Origin of the sequence: Methylomarinovum tepidoasis (genome assembly GCF_030294985.1) — a bacterium.
GTDB lineage: Bacteria > Pseudomonadota > Gammaproteobacteria > Methylococcales > Methylothermaceae > Methylohalobius > Methylohalobius tepidoasis.
The window spans coordinates 2,386,642-2,400,217 of the sequence record NZ_AP024718.1 but is presented as its reverse complement, the minus strand read 5'-3'; the positions used below and the strand labels follow the sequence as shown (position 1 = coordinate 2,400,217).

Below are 13,576 nucleotides of genomic sequence, written 5' to 3'. Positions count from 1 at the left end.
TGACGACCTGATCCTATGGAAGAACTGACCCTGGCCCAGAAGCTCGCCGTCTGGGTGTTGCCCATTCTGTTCGCCATCACCCTGCACGAAGTGGCCCACGGCTGGGTGGCCTGGCTGCTGGGGGACGACACCGCCAAACGCCTGGGACGGTTGTCCCTCAACCCGCTCCATCACGTGGACATCGTCGGCACCGTGGTGGTGCCGCTGGCGATGTTGCTGCTGGGCGGCTTCATCTTCGGTTGGGCCAAACCGGTGCCGGTGGACTTCGGTAGGTTGCGTCATCCCAAGCGCGACATGGCCCTGGTGGCCCTGGCCGGTCCCGGCGCCAACTTGCTCATGGCGCTGGGATGGGCGCTGCTGGCGCGGTTGGGGGTGTTCCTGGAAATGTCCTACGTGTCGGTGCCGCTCATCTACATGGGTGCGGCGGGGATTTTCTTCAACCTGGTGCTGATGGTCCTGAATCTGCTTCCGGTCCCGCCGCTGGACGGCGGCCGGGTGCTGGTCGGCGTCCTGCCGCACCGCTGGGCGGCGTGGGTGGCCCAGCTCGAGCCTTACGGCATGCCGATCCTGTTGTTGCTGCTCATTACCGGGGCGCTGGGGAAAATCCTGGGGCCGGTCATCTTCACGTTCCAGGGGTTCTTCTTCTCCCTCGCCGGCCTGTCGTGAGCGAGGCGACGATCCTGGCCCGGGTCCGGGGCGCGCCGGTGGTGGAGCTGCCGGAGAATCTCTACATCCCCCCGGACGCCCTGCGGGTCATCCTCGAGGAAACCTTCGAAGGCCCGCTGGACCTGCTGCTGTATCTGATCCGGCGTCAGAATCTGGACATCATGGCGGTTTCCATCACCCGGGTGACCGAGCAGTATCTGCAATACATCGGCCTGATGGAGCGCCTCAGAATCGAACTGGCGGCCGAATACCTGCTCATGGCCGCCTGGCTGGCGGAGATCAAATCACGTCTGCTGCTGCCAAAGCCGGAAACCGAAGGCGAGGACGAGGAAGACCCCCGCGCCGAACTGGTGCGGCGCCTGCAGGAATACGAGCGCATCAAGCAGGCAGCCCAGGAACTGGACGCCCTGCCGCGTCTCGGCCGGGACCTGTTTCCCGCGGTGCTGGCCGCCGATCTGCCGCCCCGCCCGCCGGCCCTGCCGCAGCTCACCCTGGAGCACCTGGCCGAGGCCTTCCGCCAGGTGCTCGACCGGGCCGAGAAACTGCAAAGCCACACCATCACCCCCGAAACCCTGTCGGTGCGCGAACGCATGAGCCAGGTGCTGGCCCGGTTGCGCAAGGATGCGGCGGTGGCGCTGGAAAGCCTGTTCGATCTGCGCGAGGGCCGCGCCGGTCTGGTGGTGACCTTCCTGGCCCTGCTGGAGCTGTGCAAGGAAGGGTTGGTGGAGGTGTGCCAGAGCGAACCTCTGGCGCCGATCCAGGTCCAAGCCCGATGACGCTGAAGCAGATTGTCGAGGCGTTGCTGCTGGCCTCGCCGGAACCGCTGGACGACAACCAGTTGCTGACCCTGCTAGCCGACGAGGGCGCCACCCGGGCGGACCTTGCCGAGGCGCTGGGCCGGTTGCAGGCCGAATGCCAAGGCCGCCCCCTGGAACTGGTGCAGGTGGCCGGCGGCTGGCGCTATCAGGTGCGGCGCGACTACGCCCCTTGGGTGCAGCGCCTGTTCCCCCAGAAGGCGGGCCGCTATTCCCGCGTGCTGCTGGAAACCCTGGCCATCATCGCCTACCGCCAGCCGGTGACCCGCGGCGACATCGAGGCCATCCGCGGGGTGACGGTCAGCAGCCAGATCATCCGCACCCTGGAAGCGCGGGAGTGGATCCGCATCGTCGGCCACAAGGAAGTTCCGGGTCGCCCGGCCCTGTACGCCACCACCCGGCGCTTCCTCGACGATTTCAATCTGCAGAGCCTCGAACAATTGCCCCCTTTACCAGTGGAAGACGATGACGAAACCGAGACCGAACCGTCCGCCGGCGCCTGACCACGACGCCGTCGCCCGCCACGACGGCAAGCGGCTGCAGAAAGTGCTGGCCCATGCCGGCCTCGGCAGCCGGCGCCAGATCGAACAGTGGATCCGCGACGGTGAGGTGCAGATCAACAACCGCCCCGCCCGCCTCGGCGAGCGCTGGCACGTGGGCGACAAGGTCAGGGTGCGCGGTCGGCCGCTCAACCTCGACCGCCGCCTGGGGGCGCAGACCCGGATATTGCTCTACCACAAACCGGTGGGGGAGGTGGTCACCCGCCGCGATCCCGAAGGCCGGCCCACGGTGTTCGAACACCTGCCGAAGCTGCCCAAGGGCCGCTGGGTGACGGTGGGACGCCTCGACATCAACACCGAGGGATTGTTGCTGTTGACCAACGACGGCGAGCTGGCCAACCGCCTGATGCACCCCTCCCGGGAACTGGCGCGGGAATACGCGGTGCGGGTTTACGGCCGGGTGAGCGACGAGATGCTGGAAAAGCTCCAACGCGGCGTCGAACTGGAAGACGGCCCGGCCCGTTTCGAGACCCTCGAGGCGGCCGGCGGTGAGGGGGCCAACACCTGGTACAAGGTGACCCTGAAGGAAGGCCGCAACCGCATCGTCCGCCGCCTGTGGGAAGCGGTGGGGGCGACGGTGAGCCGGTTGATCCGGGTGCGTTACGGTCCGGTGGTCCTGCCGCCGGGGCTCAAGGCCGGCCGCTTCGTGGAACTGACGCCGAAGGAAGTCGCGCGCCTGGAGGCCGAGCTTGAACGGGCATGAACCACCTGGAAAAGCTGGTGCGCCAGTTCTATGCCTGGCGCGGCTACATCGTTCGCGGCAACGTTCGCGTCGGCGCCCTAACTCACGGCGGCTGGGCCGGGGAGCTGGACATCGTCGCCTACCATCCCCACAGCGGTCATCTGATCCACCTGGAGCCGTCCATCGACGCCCACACCTGGGAGGAACGTGAGCGCCGCTTCCGCCGCAAGTTCGAGGCCGGCCGCCGCTACGTCCACGCCGAAGTCTTCCCCTGGCTCGATCCGGCCACGCCTCTGGAGCAGGTGGCGATTCTGGTCTCCGCCACCCGCCGGGAGCTGGGCGGCGGCCGGGTGATGGCCATCGACGAGTTCATGGAAACGGTGAGGGAGACGGTGATCCGGCGCGGGCCGATGTGCCGCAGTGCCATTCCGGAGGAATACGACTTGCTCAGAACCCTGCAGTTGGCGTTGTGCGGCTATCGGCGGGTGTTGCTATAGAGGCTGCCTGATTTGCTGAACGAAGTGGGAGAAGGATGCGGATTGCGCTGAAACTGGAATACGACGGCAGCCGTTATGCGGGCTGGCAGTATCAGTCCCACAGTCCATCGGTTCAGGAGGCGGTGGAACGGGCGCTCGCCTTCGTCGCCGCCGCGCCGGTGCGGGTGGTGGCCGCCGGCCGCACCGACGCCGGGGTTCACGCCTGGGAGCAGATCGTCCATTTCGACACCGAAGCCGTGCGCCCCGAGCGGGCCTGGGTCCAGGGAACCAACACCCGGCTGGCGGACGACATCCGGGTGCTGTGGGCCAGACCGGTGCCCTGCGACTTCCACGCCCAGCGCCAGGCCCTGGCGCGCTGGTACCGCTACCGCATCTGCAACCGCCCGGTGGCTCCGGCCCTGGGGCGGACCCAGCTCAGCTGGTGCCACCGGCCATTGGACGAGGGGAAGATGCAGCAGGCGGCCGAACGGTTGCTGGGAGAGCACGATTTTTCCTCCTTCCGCGGGCCTTACTGTCAGTCCAAAAGCCCGTACCGTCGGGTCTATCTGCTGGAGGTGAGCCGCTGCGGCGACGAAGTGGCCATCGACATCGTCGCCAACGCCTTCCTTCACAACATGGTGCGCAACATCGCCGGGGTGCTGATGGCGGTCGGCAGCGGCAAGCGGCCGGTGGACTGGGTGTCCGAGGTGCTGGCGGCCCGCGACCGCCGCGCCGGCGGCGTCACCGCTCCGCCGCACGGTTTGTATTTCGCCGGAATCTGGTATCCTCAAAAATTCGGCCTGCCGCGTCAGCCGATCTTCGCGCGGCTGCCGCAGGACATCAGGCGAGTGGAGGCATACGATTGAGTGGCAGGATTGTTGCCGACACGAGTGTGTTTCTGGCTGTGGCGCTTGCGGAGCCGGAAAGGGACTGGATTGTGGAAGTGACCGCAGATTGTACGGTATTGGCTCCTGAAGTGTTGCCTTTTGAAATTGGTAACGCCTTGTCTGCCATGGTCAGACGAAACCGGCTGACGGGAGATGAGGCGCTTGGCGTTTTGGAATGTGTGCGGCAAATTCCCGTCCATCTGGTACCAGTCGATATTGATAAGGCCTTATCGTTAGCAACGGAATTCAACATCTATGCTTATGACGCTTATTTTCTCCAAAGCGCGTGGCGGTTTTCCTGCCCGTTGCTTACCCTGGATAAAGGCATGAGGCGGATCGCAGATCATTTGGGAGTCAGGATGATAAGGCGATGAAAGTTTTTACCGAGGCGGAAGCATCGAAGGATTTGTCAAAATTGTTAGCTTTGGCTGCGGAAGAAGAGGTGATGATCCGCCGCCGGGATGGCACCTTGTTTGCGCTACGGGTCCAAAAAGTGTGGGCAAAACGTTCACCTTTTGATATTCCAGGCGTTAAGACCCGGGTCAACACCGAGGATATCCTGCAAGCTATTCGGGAGATCAGGGGACGCGACTTTGACCAGGACTCGGGTTAAAATTTGTGGGTTTACGCGCCCCGACGATGCCATCGAGGCGGCCCGGCTGGGGGTGGACGCCGTCGGACTGGTGTTCCATCCCCAAAGCCCGCGCCACGTGACCCTTGAGCGGGCCCGGGAGATCGCTCTGGCGTTGCCGGCCTTCGTCACCGTGGTGGGGCTGTTCGTCGATGCCCGGCCGGCGGTGATCGAGCGGGTGTTGGCGCAGGTGCCCTTGGGGTTGCTACAGTTCCACGGCCACGAGCCGCCCGAGGCGTGCCGCCGTTACGGGCGGCCCTACATCAAGGCCGTCCGCATGGCGGCGGACGTGGACCTGGAGCGGGAGGCGGCGCGCTACTACGACAGTCGCGGTCTGCTCCTGGATGCCTGGCATCCGGCCGCTGCCGGCGGCACCGGCGAGCGTTTCGACTGGGCGCGGATTCCGGGCGACCTGCCGCTGCCGGTGATTCTGGCCGGAGGGCTTGCACCGGACAACGTGGCGGCGGCGGTCAGGCAGGTCCGGCCCTGGGCGGTGGACGTCAGCTCCGGGGTGGAAAGCGCGAAGGGAATCAAAGATCCGGCCAGGATGGCGGCATTCATACGAGAGGTCAGACATGGCGACAGCACCTGAACATTTGCACACTTACCAGCTGCCGGACGCGCGCGGCCATTTCGGCCCCTACGGCGGCATCTTCGTGGCCGAGACCCTGATGTATCCCTTGGAGGAACTGAAGGCGGCCTATGAAAAGTATTTCAAAGATCCGGATTTTCTCGCCGAGCTCGACCGCGACCTGAGCGACTACGTGGGCCGGCCCTCGCCCCTTTACCACGCCGAGCGCTGGAGCCGGGAACTGGGCGGGGCGCAGATTTACCTCAAGCGCGAGGACCTCAACCACACCGGCGCCCACAAGGTCAACAACACCATCGGCCAGGCGCTTTTGGCCAAGCGCATGGGCAAACGGCGGGTGATCGCCGAGACCGGCGCGGGGCAACACGGCGTGGCCACCGCCACCGTCGCCGCCCGCTTGGGTTTGCAATGCGTGGTCTACATGGGCGAGGTGGACGTGGAGCGGCAGAAGCTCAACGTCTATCGGATGTCGCTCCTGGGGGCAGAGGTGCGGCCGGTGTCCTCCGGTTCCAAGACCTTGAAGGATGCCCTCAACGAAGCCCTGCGTGACTGGGTCACCAACGTGGACGACACCTTTTACATTATCGGCACCGTCGCCGGCCCCCATCCGTATCCGGCCATGGTGCGCGACTTCCAGGCGGTCATCGGCCGCGAGGCCAAGCGCCAGATCATCGAGAAGGCCGGCCGCTTGCCCGACGCCCTGGTGGCCTGCGTTGGCGGCGGCTCCAACGCCATCGGTCTGTTCTATCCCTTCATCGAGGACGAGCAGGTGGCCCTGTACGGGGTCGAGGCCGCCGGTTACGGGATCGACACCGGCAAGCACTCGGCGCCCCTGTGTGCCGGCCGCCCCGGGGTGCTGCACGGCAACCGCACCTATCTGATGGAAGACGAAGATGGTCAGATCATCGAGACCCATTCGATCTCCGCCGGTCTCGACTATCCCGGCGTCGGCCCGGAGCACGCCTGGCTCAAGGACAGCGGGCGGGCCACCTACGTCAGCGTCACCGACGACGAGGCCCTGGAAGCGTTCCACAGCCTCACCCGTATCGAAGGCATCATGCCGGCGCTGGAATCCAGCCACGCCCTGGCCTACGCCATGAAGCTGGCCCCGCAGATGGATCGGGATCAGATCATGATCGTCAACGTCTCCGGCCGGGGAGACAAGGACATCCACACCGTCGCCGCACGAGAGGGGCTGAAGCTGTGAGCCGTATTCAAGCAAAGTTCGACCAGTTGCGTCAGGAAGGGCGCAAGGCCCTGATTCCCTTCATCACCGCCGGCGATCCCGAGCCGGGCTTCACCGTGCCGCTGCTGCACAAAATGGTCGAAGCCGGCGCCGACATCCTCGAACTGGGCGTGCCGTTCTCCGATCCCATGGCCGACGGTCCGGTGATCCAGCGCGCCTCCGAGCGCGCCCTCAGGCACCGGACCTCGCTGCGTCAGGTGCTCGACATGGTGGCCGAATTCCGCCGCAAGGACGCCGAAACCCCCATCGTCCTGATGGGCTATCTCAATCCCATCGAGTGCCTGGGTTACCGCACCTTCGTGGACAGGGCCAGGGCGGCCGGTGTGGACGGGGTGCTGACTGTGGACCTGCCGGTGGAGGAGGCCCGAGACGAGATGCTGCCGCTGCTGTACCAGGCTGGCATCGATCCCATCTTCCTGCTCGCCCCCACCAGCCCGCGCCAGCGCATCGAACAGGCCGATGCGGCCGGGCGCGGTTATCTCTACTACGTCTCTCTCAAAGGGGTGACCGGCGCCGGCCATCTGGACCTGGACGACGTGGCCCGCAAGGTGGCGGCGGTCAGGGCCCTGGCGCAATTGCCGGTGGGCGTCGGTTTCGGGGTCAAGGACGCCGAAACCGCCGCCAGGATGGCGCGCCTGGCCGATGCCGTAGTGGTGGGCAGCGCCCTGGTGCGCCGGGTCGAGGAGAATCTGGGCGATCCGGCCCGCATCGAGGCGGAGATCACCGCGCTGCTGGCGGCGATGCGGCAGGCGATGGATCGGGAGGTGGCTGCGGCATGAGCTGGTTTCAGAAACTGGTCCCGGCCCGCATCCGTACCGAGGGCAACCGCAAGAGCGCGGTGCCGGAAGGCTTGTGGAGCAAGTGCCCGGCCTGCAGCGCGATCCTCTACAAGGCCGAGCTGGAGCGCAATCTGGAGGTGTGCCCCAAGTGCAACCACCACATGCGCATCGGCGGCCGCAAGCGGCTGGATGTGTTCCTCGACCCGGAGGGGCGCGAGGAGATCGGCGCCGAACTGAGATCCGCCGACCCGCTCAAATTCAAGGACACCAAGAAATACAAGGACCGCCTCGCCCAGGCCCAGAAAGCCACCGGCGAGAGCGACGCCCTGATCGTCATGCGCGGTCTGCTCAAGGGGCAGGTATTGGTGGCGGCCGCCTTTGACTTCCATTTCATGGGAGGCTCCATGGGCTCGGTGGTGGGCGAGCGTTTCGTCCGCGGCGTGAACCGCGCCCTGGAGGAGAAAGCGCCTTTCGTGGTCTTCAGCGCCAGCGGCGGGGCCCGGATGCAGGAGTCTTTGCTGTCTCTGTTCCAGATGGCCAAGACCTCGGCGGCCCTGGCGCGGCTAGGGGCCGCCGGGCTGCCGTTTGTCTCGGTGATGACCGATCCCACCATGGGGGGGGTGTCGGCCAGTCTGGCGATGCTGGGAGACCTGAACCTCGCCGAGCCCGGGGCGCTGATCGGCTTCGCCGGTCCCCGGGTGATCGAGCAGACCGTGCGCGAAAAACTGCCGGAGGGCTTCCAGCGCAGCGAATTTCTGCTGGAGCACGGAGCCCTGGACATGATCGTCGATCGCCGCGACCTGCGCGACGTGATCGCCAGCCTGCTGGCGATGTTGACCCATTCCGCCCGGCCTGCGGACCTGCACCGCGGCGATACCGGCGCCCGTGATGAAATCGGTCTGGATTCGGCCGTCGTCCCCCAGGCAGGCGCTGCGGGTGACGGGGAAGACTGACTCCCGCCGCACCCTGGCGGATTGGCTCACCTGGCAGCAGTCCCTGCATCCGCGCCCGATCGATCTGGGGCTGGCGCGGGTGCGTCGAGTCTTCGAACGCCTGCGGCCCGGCTATCGGCCGCCGCTGACCATCACCGTCGGCGGCACCAACGGCAAGGGTTCATGCATCGCGCTGCTCGACGCCGTTCTGCGGGCCCAGGGACTGCGGGTCGGTGCTTACACCTCGCCGCACCTGCTGCGTTACAACGAGCGTATCCGCATCGACGGCCGCGAGGCCGGGGACGAAGACATCTGCGAGGCTTTCGCCCGCATCGAGGCGGTGCGCGACGGGGTCAGCCTCAGTTTCTTCGAGTTCGCCACCCTGGCGGCGCTGGATCTGTTCGCCCGCGCCGGGGTGGACGTCCAGCTGCTCGAGGTGGGGCTGGGAGGACGGCTGGATGCGGTCAATCTGATCGACGCCGATGCGGTGCTCGTCACCAGCATCGATATCGACCACAAGGAATGGCTGGGGGAGGACCGCGACAGCATCGGCCGGGAAAAGGCCGGTATTCTCAGGGCGGGGCGTCCGGCGGTGGTGGGGGACCGCGATCCTCCCCGCAGCCTGGTGCTGCGGGCCCGGGAACTGGGGGCGCGGCTGCATTGTCTGGGACAGGATTTCGATCACCGCAGACGGGCGGATGGCTGGTGCTGGCAGGGCTGGGATGGCGAACTGGATGGTCTTCCCTGGCCTTCCCTTCCGGGGAGGCAGCAGCTTGACAACGCCGCGGCGGTGATCGCGGTGCTCCGCTGCCTGGCCTCCCGCCTGACCGTCTCCACGGCCGCGCTGCGTCGGGGTCTGGCCACGGTCCGGCTGCCGGGGCGCTATCAACTGCTTCCGGGCACGCCCGAGCGGCTGCTGGACGTGGCCCACAATCCCCAGGCCGCGGCGTTGCTGGCCGAGCACCTGCGCCGCAACTGGCCCGGAAGGCGCGTCCTGGCCCTGTTCACCGCCATGGCGGACAAGGACATCGAAGGGATGTTGACCCGGATGGGCGGGGTGGTGGACGTCTGGGCTCTGGCGCCGCTGGTCGGAAATCCCCGGGCGGCCTCATCCGAGCGCCTGCTGACCGCCTTCGAGCGGGCGGGGCTTCCCCGGCCGTTGCACGGTTTCCCCACGGTCGCAGCCGCCCTGGGTGCTCTGGAACGGATGGCCGCACCGGAGGATCTGATCGTGGTGTTCGGTTCGTTTTTCCTGGTTGCCGAATTGCTGGCCGACGATGGATCTGCAGCTTAAACGCCGTCTAGTCGGTGGCGCCGTGCTGGTGCTGCTGGCGGTCATCTTCCTGCCGATGTTGTTCGAGGACGGGCTGCGTTCGCCTGCGCCGTTCGACCGTGCCATGCCGGAGCCTCCGGCACCGGGCAAGGCCCCGGCTCGGATCGCGGTGGCGGACCGCCCCCATCTCCCCCTGTCGTCCGGCTGGGTGGTGCAGGTCGGCAGCTTCAGCAGCGCCGCCAACGCTGACGCCCTGGTCGCCCGTCTGCGTCAGGCGGGGTTTCCCGCCTACCTCGCCCGGCTCGATCGTGCCGGGAAATCTCTGTACCGGGTACGCGTCGGTCCGGTCTTGCGCAAGGACGAAGCCGAAACCCTCGCCCGCCGCCTGAGCGAACGCTTCGGTCTCAAAGGCTTCGTCGTTTCCCACCCCTGATTTTTTCCACGGCTGTGGTCACAGTCCTGTCACGGGATTGGGCTATGGTTAATCTGAGCCGTAACGGTTCGTCATGTCCTTGCCGGAGACAATCGGCGTTAATTGTTTTTTATAGGTAAACAAATAGTATAAAGTTGAAATTCTATTGATAGATACTATAATAATTTTGAATTCTAACTTTAGAACTCGGTATGGAGGTTATCACGATGAAGAAAGGGTTGCTCGCAGCCGCTTTGGCTTTGGGACTGGGAACCGCCTGGGCGGACGATGTGCCGCGTTCCGTGGATCAAACCGTCGCCCGCTGGAACCAGGCGCTGAATCAGGGCAGGGTGGATGAGCTGATGCACCTGTACGCCAAGGATGCGATGGTGTTGCTGCCCGATGGCAAGGTGATCAAGGATCCGAGGGAGATCCGCCGCTTCTGGGAGAAGGTGCTGGCTGGCCGGCACGGCCGCTTCGAAGTGGATGTGAACGACGTGCTGTCCGCCAAGGGCGACACCGTGGTGTCCACCCTGCGCTGGACCAACGTGGACGGGGAATTGAAATACGCCTACGACGGCGTGATCTACAACGTCTTCAAGAAACAGGCCGACGGCACCTGGAAAGCCCAGGCGCAACGCTGGAACTGATGCGCTGACCTGACATCCTGAATCCTTTCAGGAACCGCGGAAGAAAGGCCCCGGCAACGCCGGGACACCTTTCCAGGCGGTTTTTTTATGCCCGCTGTGCTTCGGCGGCCGGGCCGTAGTGGGTTTCCACGTAGCGTTCCACCAGGGCCTGAAATTCCTCGGCGATGCGGTCCCCCTTGAGGGTCACGGTCTTCTGGCCGTCCTCGTACACCGGCGCCACCGGGCTCTCACCGGTGCCGGGCAGGCTGATGCCGATGTTGGCGTTCTTGCTTTCCCCCGGGCCGTTGACCACGCAGCCCATCACTGCCACGTGCATGTCCTCGACTCCGGGATAGCGGTCGCGCCACTCGGGCATCTTGCGCCGCAGGTAATCCTGGATCTGCTGCGCCAGGCGCTGGAAGTAGTCGCTGGTGGTGCGGCCACAGCCGGGGCAGGCGATGACCATGGGGGTGAAGGCGCGTAGCCCCATGGTCTGCAGGATCTCCTGGGCGACGATCACCTCCTTGGCGCGCGAGGCGCCGGGCTCCGGGGTCAGGGAGATGCGGATGGTGTCGCCGATGCCCTGTTGCAGCAGCACCGCCAGGGCGGCGGTGGAGGCGACGATGCCCTTGGTGCCGATGCCCGCTTCGGTGAGCCCCAGATGCAGAGCGTAGTTGCAGCGCCGGGCCAGATCCTGATAGACGGCGATCAGTTCCTGCACTCCGCTCATCTTGCAGGAGATGACGATCTTTTCGGGAGGCAGCCCCAGTTCCTCGGCCTTGGCGGCGCTTTCCAGGGCGGAGGTGACCACCGCGTCGCGCATCACTTCGTCCAGATCGCGAGGGTTGGCGGAACGGGCGTTCTCGTCCAGCAAGCGGGCGAGCACCGCCTGATCCAGGCTGCCCCAGTTGACGCCGATACGCACCGGCTTGTCGAACCGGAGGGCGAATTCGATCATCTGGGCGAATTGGGGATCGCGCTTGGAACCCCGGCCCACGTTGCCGGGATTGATGCGGAACTTGGCCAGGGCCTCGCCGCAGGCAGGATGCTTGGCCAGCAGCCGGTGGCCGTTGAAATGGAAGTCGCCCACCAGGGGGACGTCGCAGCCGCGGCGGTCCAGTTCCTCGCGGATTTTTGGCACCGCGGCGGCGGCCGCTTCGGTATTGACGGTGAGGCGGACGATTTCGGAACCGGCCTGGGCCAGTTCCCGTACCTGCCTGACGGTGCCGTCCACGTCCTCGGTGGCGGTGTTGGTCATGGACTGGACCACCACCGGGGCGCCGCCGCCGATCTGCACCTTGCCGACCTTGACGCCGATGGAGGGCCTTCTGGGAATTGGGGGTGTGCTCATGGTTTCGAAGTGCGTTTCTGCTGCTAGTCTTCAATTATGGGAATACCGCCGAGCGGCACGGGATCGCAACATTATAAGGGAAAGCGGGGTTCGGTGAGGGTTCATTATTTTTCCGACATCCACCTGGAATTCGGGCCGCTGCAGCTGCCGGAGGTGGCGGCGGACGTGGTCGTCGCCGCCGGAGACATCGGTGTCGGCCTGCAGGGGATGCGCTGGTTGGCGCAGCTTGACAAACCGGTCATCTATGTGGCCGGCAACCATGAATTCTACCAGCATGACCATGTCGAGCTGCTGCCGCGGCTGGAGCAGGCGGCCCTGGGGACGCCGGTGCGGTTTCTGGAGAACAAGGTGCATGTGCTGGACGGGGTGCGTTTCCTCGGCTGCACCCTGTGGACCGATCTGGGCGCCGGGGACGAGGATGTCAGCCGCCTGGAGGACAGCGTCAACGATTTCCACCGGATCCGTTTCGACGGCCGTCCTTACCGCTTCGAACACTACCTCGCCCTGCACCGCCGCTCGCGGACCTGGCTGGCGCGGGCGCTGCAGAGGCCCTTTTCAGGCAAGACCGTGGTGGTGACCCACCATGCCCCCAGCTTCTGGAGCTGGGACAACCGTCCCTCGGCCCTCAACCGCTTCGCCTACTGTAACGACCTGCGCGAGCTGATGTACGAGTATGACATCGCCGCCTGGTTTCACGGCCATACCCATGTGGTCTGGGATTATCGCTGCGGCGACACCCGCATCCTTTGCAATCCACGGGGGTATCACGATCGCAGGCCGGTCGAGGAATTCCGTCCGGGGCGGGTGGTCGAGATCTGACCGCCTTTCTTTCCCGCATTTGCGTGCTACTTTTCTAGGTAGTGCTGCAAAAAATGTGAGGAGGTTCACCCTTGGACATCGCAACCCTGGTCGGTCTGCTTGGCGGTCTCGGCATCATCGGGGCATCCATCGCCATGGGCGGCGACTTCATGTTGTTCGTCAACGTGCCGTCCATCCTGATCGTGTTCGGGGGCACTTTCATGGTGACTCTGATGCGCATCACCCTGGGGGATTTTTTCCGTTCCTTCGGGGTGGCGGCCAAGGCCTTCTTCAACAAGCCCGACGATCCGGCCAAGCTGATCGAGGAAGCGGTACGCCTGGCGGACGTGGCGCGCAAGAACGGTCTGCTGGCGCTTGAGAACGAAACGGTGGAGAATCCCTTTCTGCAAAAGGGCATTTCCATGTGCGTGGACGGTCACGACCCGGCCTTGATCCGCAAGATGCTGACCGAGGAGATCAACCAGGCCATCGCCCGTCACGAGGTGGGACAGGATATGTGGAAGTCCATCGGCGACATGGCTCCGGCCATGGGGATGATCGGCACCCTGGTCGGTCTGGTGCAAATGCTCGCCAACATGTCCGATCCGGCCAGCATCGGTCCGGCGATGGCGGTGGCCCTGCTGACGACCCTGTACGGGGCGGTGATCGCCAACGCCTTCGCCATTCCTCTGGCGGACAAGCTGGCGCTGATCAGCGGCTACGAGAAGATCGCCAAGTCGCTGATCATCGAAACCATTAACGGCATCCAGGAGGGGATGAATCCCAAGGTGCTGGAAACCCTCCTCAACGCCTACGTTCCGGAAAAGAAACGAAGCACAGGTGACTGATC

Annotated in this window: 18 protein-coding genes; 17 read left to right on the top strand and 1 reads right to left on the bottom strand. The window is 65.4% G+C overall.

The window, feature by feature from the left end:
• Positions 1 to 15 precede the first annotated feature (15 nt).
• From MIN45_RS12155 to MIN45_RS12085, 15 genes are all read left to right on the top strand, one after another.
• Entirely contained in the window at positions 16 to 666 is a 651-nt protein-coding gene (locus MIN45_RS12155) for a site-2 protease family protein (protein WP_286292558.1), read from the top strand.
• Entirely contained in the window at positions 663 to 1,442 is a 780-nt protein-coding gene (locus tag MIN45_RS12150) for a segregation and condensation protein A (RefSeq protein WP_286292557.1), read from the top strand. The genes MIN45_RS12155 and MIN45_RS12150 overlap by 4 nt, the downstream gene beginning before the upstream one ends.
• Positions 1,439 to 1,984: an SMC-Scp complex subunit ScpB gene (gene scpB, locus MIN45_RS12145; protein WP_286292556.1), complete on the top strand. Its 546-nt coding sequence runs from the start codon at positions 1,439 to 1,441 to the stop codon at positions 1,982 to 1,984. Before MIN45_RS12150 ends, scpB begins: the two co-directional genes overlap by 4 nt.
• Positions 1,947 to 2,744, top strand: coding sequence for a 23S rRNA pseudouridine(2605) synthase RluB (rluB, locus tag MIN45_RS12140; RefSeq protein WP_286292555.1), 798 nt, complete (start codon positions 1,947 to 1,949; stop codon positions 2,742 to 2,744). Before scpB ends, rluB begins: the two co-directional genes overlap by 38 nt.
• Positions 2,741 to 3,220 (top strand): hypothetical protein, encoded by a 480-nt coding sequence (locus MIN45_RS12135; protein ID WP_286292554.1) that lies wholly within the window; start codon positions 2,741 to 2,743, stop codon positions 3,218 to 3,220. The genes rluB and MIN45_RS12135 overlap by 4 nt, the downstream gene beginning before the upstream one ends.
• A 35-nt stretch (positions 3,221 to 3,255) precedes the next feature.
• Positions 3,256 to 4,065, top strand: coding sequence for a tRNA pseudouridine(38-40) synthase TruA (truA, locus tag MIN45_RS12130; protein ID WP_286292553.1), 810 nt, complete (start codon positions 3,256 to 3,258; stop codon positions 4,063 to 4,065).
• Positions 4,062 to 4,460, top strand: coding sequence for a type II toxin-antitoxin system VapC family toxin (locus MIN45_RS12125; protein ID WP_286292552.1), 399 nt, complete (start codon positions 4,062 to 4,064; stop codon positions 4,458 to 4,460). The genes truA and MIN45_RS12125 overlap by 4 nt, the downstream gene beginning before the upstream one ends.
• The gene (locus MIN45_RS12120) at positions 4,457 to 4,699 is read left to right on the top strand and encodes a prevent-host-death protein (RefSeq protein ID WP_286292551.1); all 243 of its coding nucleotides are present in this window, start codon (positions 4,457 to 4,459) and stop codon (positions 4,697 to 4,699) included. The genes MIN45_RS12125 and MIN45_RS12120 overlap by 4 nt, the downstream gene beginning before the upstream one ends.
• Positions 4,680 to 5,309: a phosphoribosylanthranilate isomerase gene (locus MIN45_RS12115; RefSeq protein ID WP_286292550.1), complete on the top strand. Its 630-nt coding sequence runs from the start codon at positions 4,680 to 4,682 to the stop codon at positions 5,307 to 5,309. The genes MIN45_RS12120 and MIN45_RS12115 overlap by 20 nt, the downstream gene beginning before the upstream one ends.
• Entirely contained in the window at positions 5,293 to 6,513 is a 1,221-nt protein-coding gene (gene trpB, locus MIN45_RS12110; RefSeq protein ID WP_286292549.1) for a tryptophan synthase subunit beta, read from the top strand. The genes MIN45_RS12115 and trpB overlap by 17 nt, the downstream gene beginning before the upstream one ends.
• Entirely contained in the window at positions 6,510 to 7,331 is an 822-nt protein-coding gene (gene trpA, locus MIN45_RS12105; protein ID WP_286292548.1) for a tryptophan synthase subunit alpha, read from the top strand. The genes trpB and trpA overlap by 4 nt, the downstream gene beginning before the upstream one ends.
• Positions 7,328 to 8,284: an acetyl-CoA carboxylase, carboxyltransferase subunit beta gene (accD, locus tag MIN45_RS12100; RefSeq protein ID WP_422732665.1), complete on the top strand. Its 957-nt coding sequence runs from the start codon at positions 7,328 to 7,330 to the stop codon at positions 8,282 to 8,284. Before trpA ends, accD begins: the two co-directional genes overlap by 4 nt.
• Positions 8,268 to 9,557 carry a bifunctional tetrahydrofolate synthase/dihydrofolate synthase gene (gene folC, locus MIN45_RS12095; RefSeq protein ID WP_286292547.1) on the top strand — a complete coding sequence of 430 codons (1,290 nt, stop codon included), beginning with the start codon at positions 8,268 to 8,270 and terminating at the stop codon, positions 9,555 to 9,557. Before accD ends, folC begins: the two co-directional genes overlap by 17 nt.
• Positions 9,541 to 9,969: an SPOR domain-containing protein gene (locus MIN45_RS12090; protein WP_286292546.1), complete on the top strand. Its 429-nt coding sequence runs from the start codon at positions 9,541 to 9,543 to the stop codon at positions 9,967 to 9,969. Before folC ends, MIN45_RS12090 begins: the two co-directional genes overlap by 17 nt.
• A 206-nt stretch (positions 9,970 to 10,175) precedes the next feature.
• Positions 10,176 to 10,598 (top strand): YybH family protein, encoded by a 423-nt coding sequence (locus MIN45_RS12085; RefSeq protein WP_286292545.1) that lies wholly within the window; start codon positions 10,176 to 10,178, stop codon positions 10,596 to 10,598.
• An 85-nt stretch (positions 10,599 to 10,683) separates the two neighbouring features.
• On the opposite strand, the gene ispG is transcribed toward MIN45_RS12085, so the two are convergent.
• Positions 10,684 to 11,928, bottom strand: a complete 1,245-nt coding sequence (gene ispG, locus MIN45_RS12080) for a flavodoxin-dependent (E)-4-hydroxy-3-methylbut-2-enyl-diphosphate synthase (RefSeq protein ID WP_286292544.1) — start codon at positions 11,926 to 11,928, stop codon at positions 10,684 to 10,686.
• Positions 11,929 to 12,021: 93 nt separating this feature from the next.
• On the opposite strand from ispG, the gene MIN45_RS12075 reads away from it, so the two are divergent.
• On the top strand, positions 12,022 to 12,747 hold the full coding sequence (locus MIN45_RS12075; protein ID WP_286292542.1) for a metallophosphoesterase: 726 nt from the start codon (positions 12,022 to 12,024) through the stop codon (positions 12,745 to 12,747).
• A 71-nt stretch (positions 12,748 to 12,818) separates the two neighbouring features.
• Positions 12,819 to 13,574 carry a flagellar motor protein PomA gene (gene pomA, locus MIN45_RS12070; RefSeq protein WP_286292541.1) on the top strand — a complete coding sequence of 252 codons (756 nt, stop codon included), beginning with the start codon at positions 12,819 to 12,821 and terminating at the stop codon, positions 13,572 to 13,574.
• The last annotated feature ends 2 nt before the right edge of the window (positions 13,575 to 13,576 follow it).

What these genes read in the sequence shown, in the direction of transcription:
- MIN45_RS12135 (WP_286292554.1), top strand. Translation starts at nt 2,741, where the DNA reads ATGAACCACCTGGAAAAGCTGGTGCGCCAGTTCTATGCCTGGCGCGGC.
- MIN45_RS12155 (WP_286292558.1), top strand. Translation starts at nt 16, where the DNA reads ATGGAAGAACTGACCCTGGCCCAGAAGCTCGCCGTCTGGGTGTTGCCC.
- ispG (WP_286292544.1), bottom strand. Translation starts at nt 11,928, where the DNA reads ATGAGCACACCCCCAATTCCCAGAAGGCCCTCCATCGGCGTCAAGGTC.
- MIN45_RS12085 (WP_286292545.1), top strand. Translation starts at nt 10,176, where the DNA reads ATGAAGAAAGGGTTGCTCGCAGCCGCTTTGGCTTTGGGACTGGGAACC.
- MIN45_RS12090 (WP_286292546.1), top strand. Translation starts at nt 9,541, where the DNA reads ATGGATCTGCAGCTTAAACGCCGTCTAGTCGGTGGCGCCGTGCTGGTG.
- MIN45_RS12120 (WP_286292551.1), top strand. Translation starts at nt 4,457, where the DNA reads ATGAAAGTTTTTACCGAGGCGGAAGCATCGAAGGATTTGTCAAAATTG.
- truA (WP_286292553.1), top strand. Translation starts at nt 3,256, where the DNA reads ATGCGGATTGCGCTGAAACTGGAATACGACGGCAGCCGTTATGCGGGC.
- rluB (WP_286292555.1), top strand. Translation starts at nt 1,947, where the DNA reads ATGACGAAACCGAGACCGAACCGTCCGCCGGCGCCTGACCACGACGCC.
- scpB (WP_286292556.1), top strand. Translation starts at nt 1,439, where the DNA reads ATGACGCTGAAGCAGATTGTCGAGGCGTTGCTGCTGGCCTCGCCGGAA.
- trpB (WP_286292549.1), top strand. Translation starts at nt 5,293, where the DNA reads ATGGCGACAGCACCTGAACATTTGCACACTTACCAGCTGCCGGACGCG.
- accD (WP_422732665.1), top strand. Translation starts at nt 7,328, where the DNA reads ATGAGCTGGTTTCAGAAACTGGTCCCGGCCCGCATCCGTACCGAGGGC.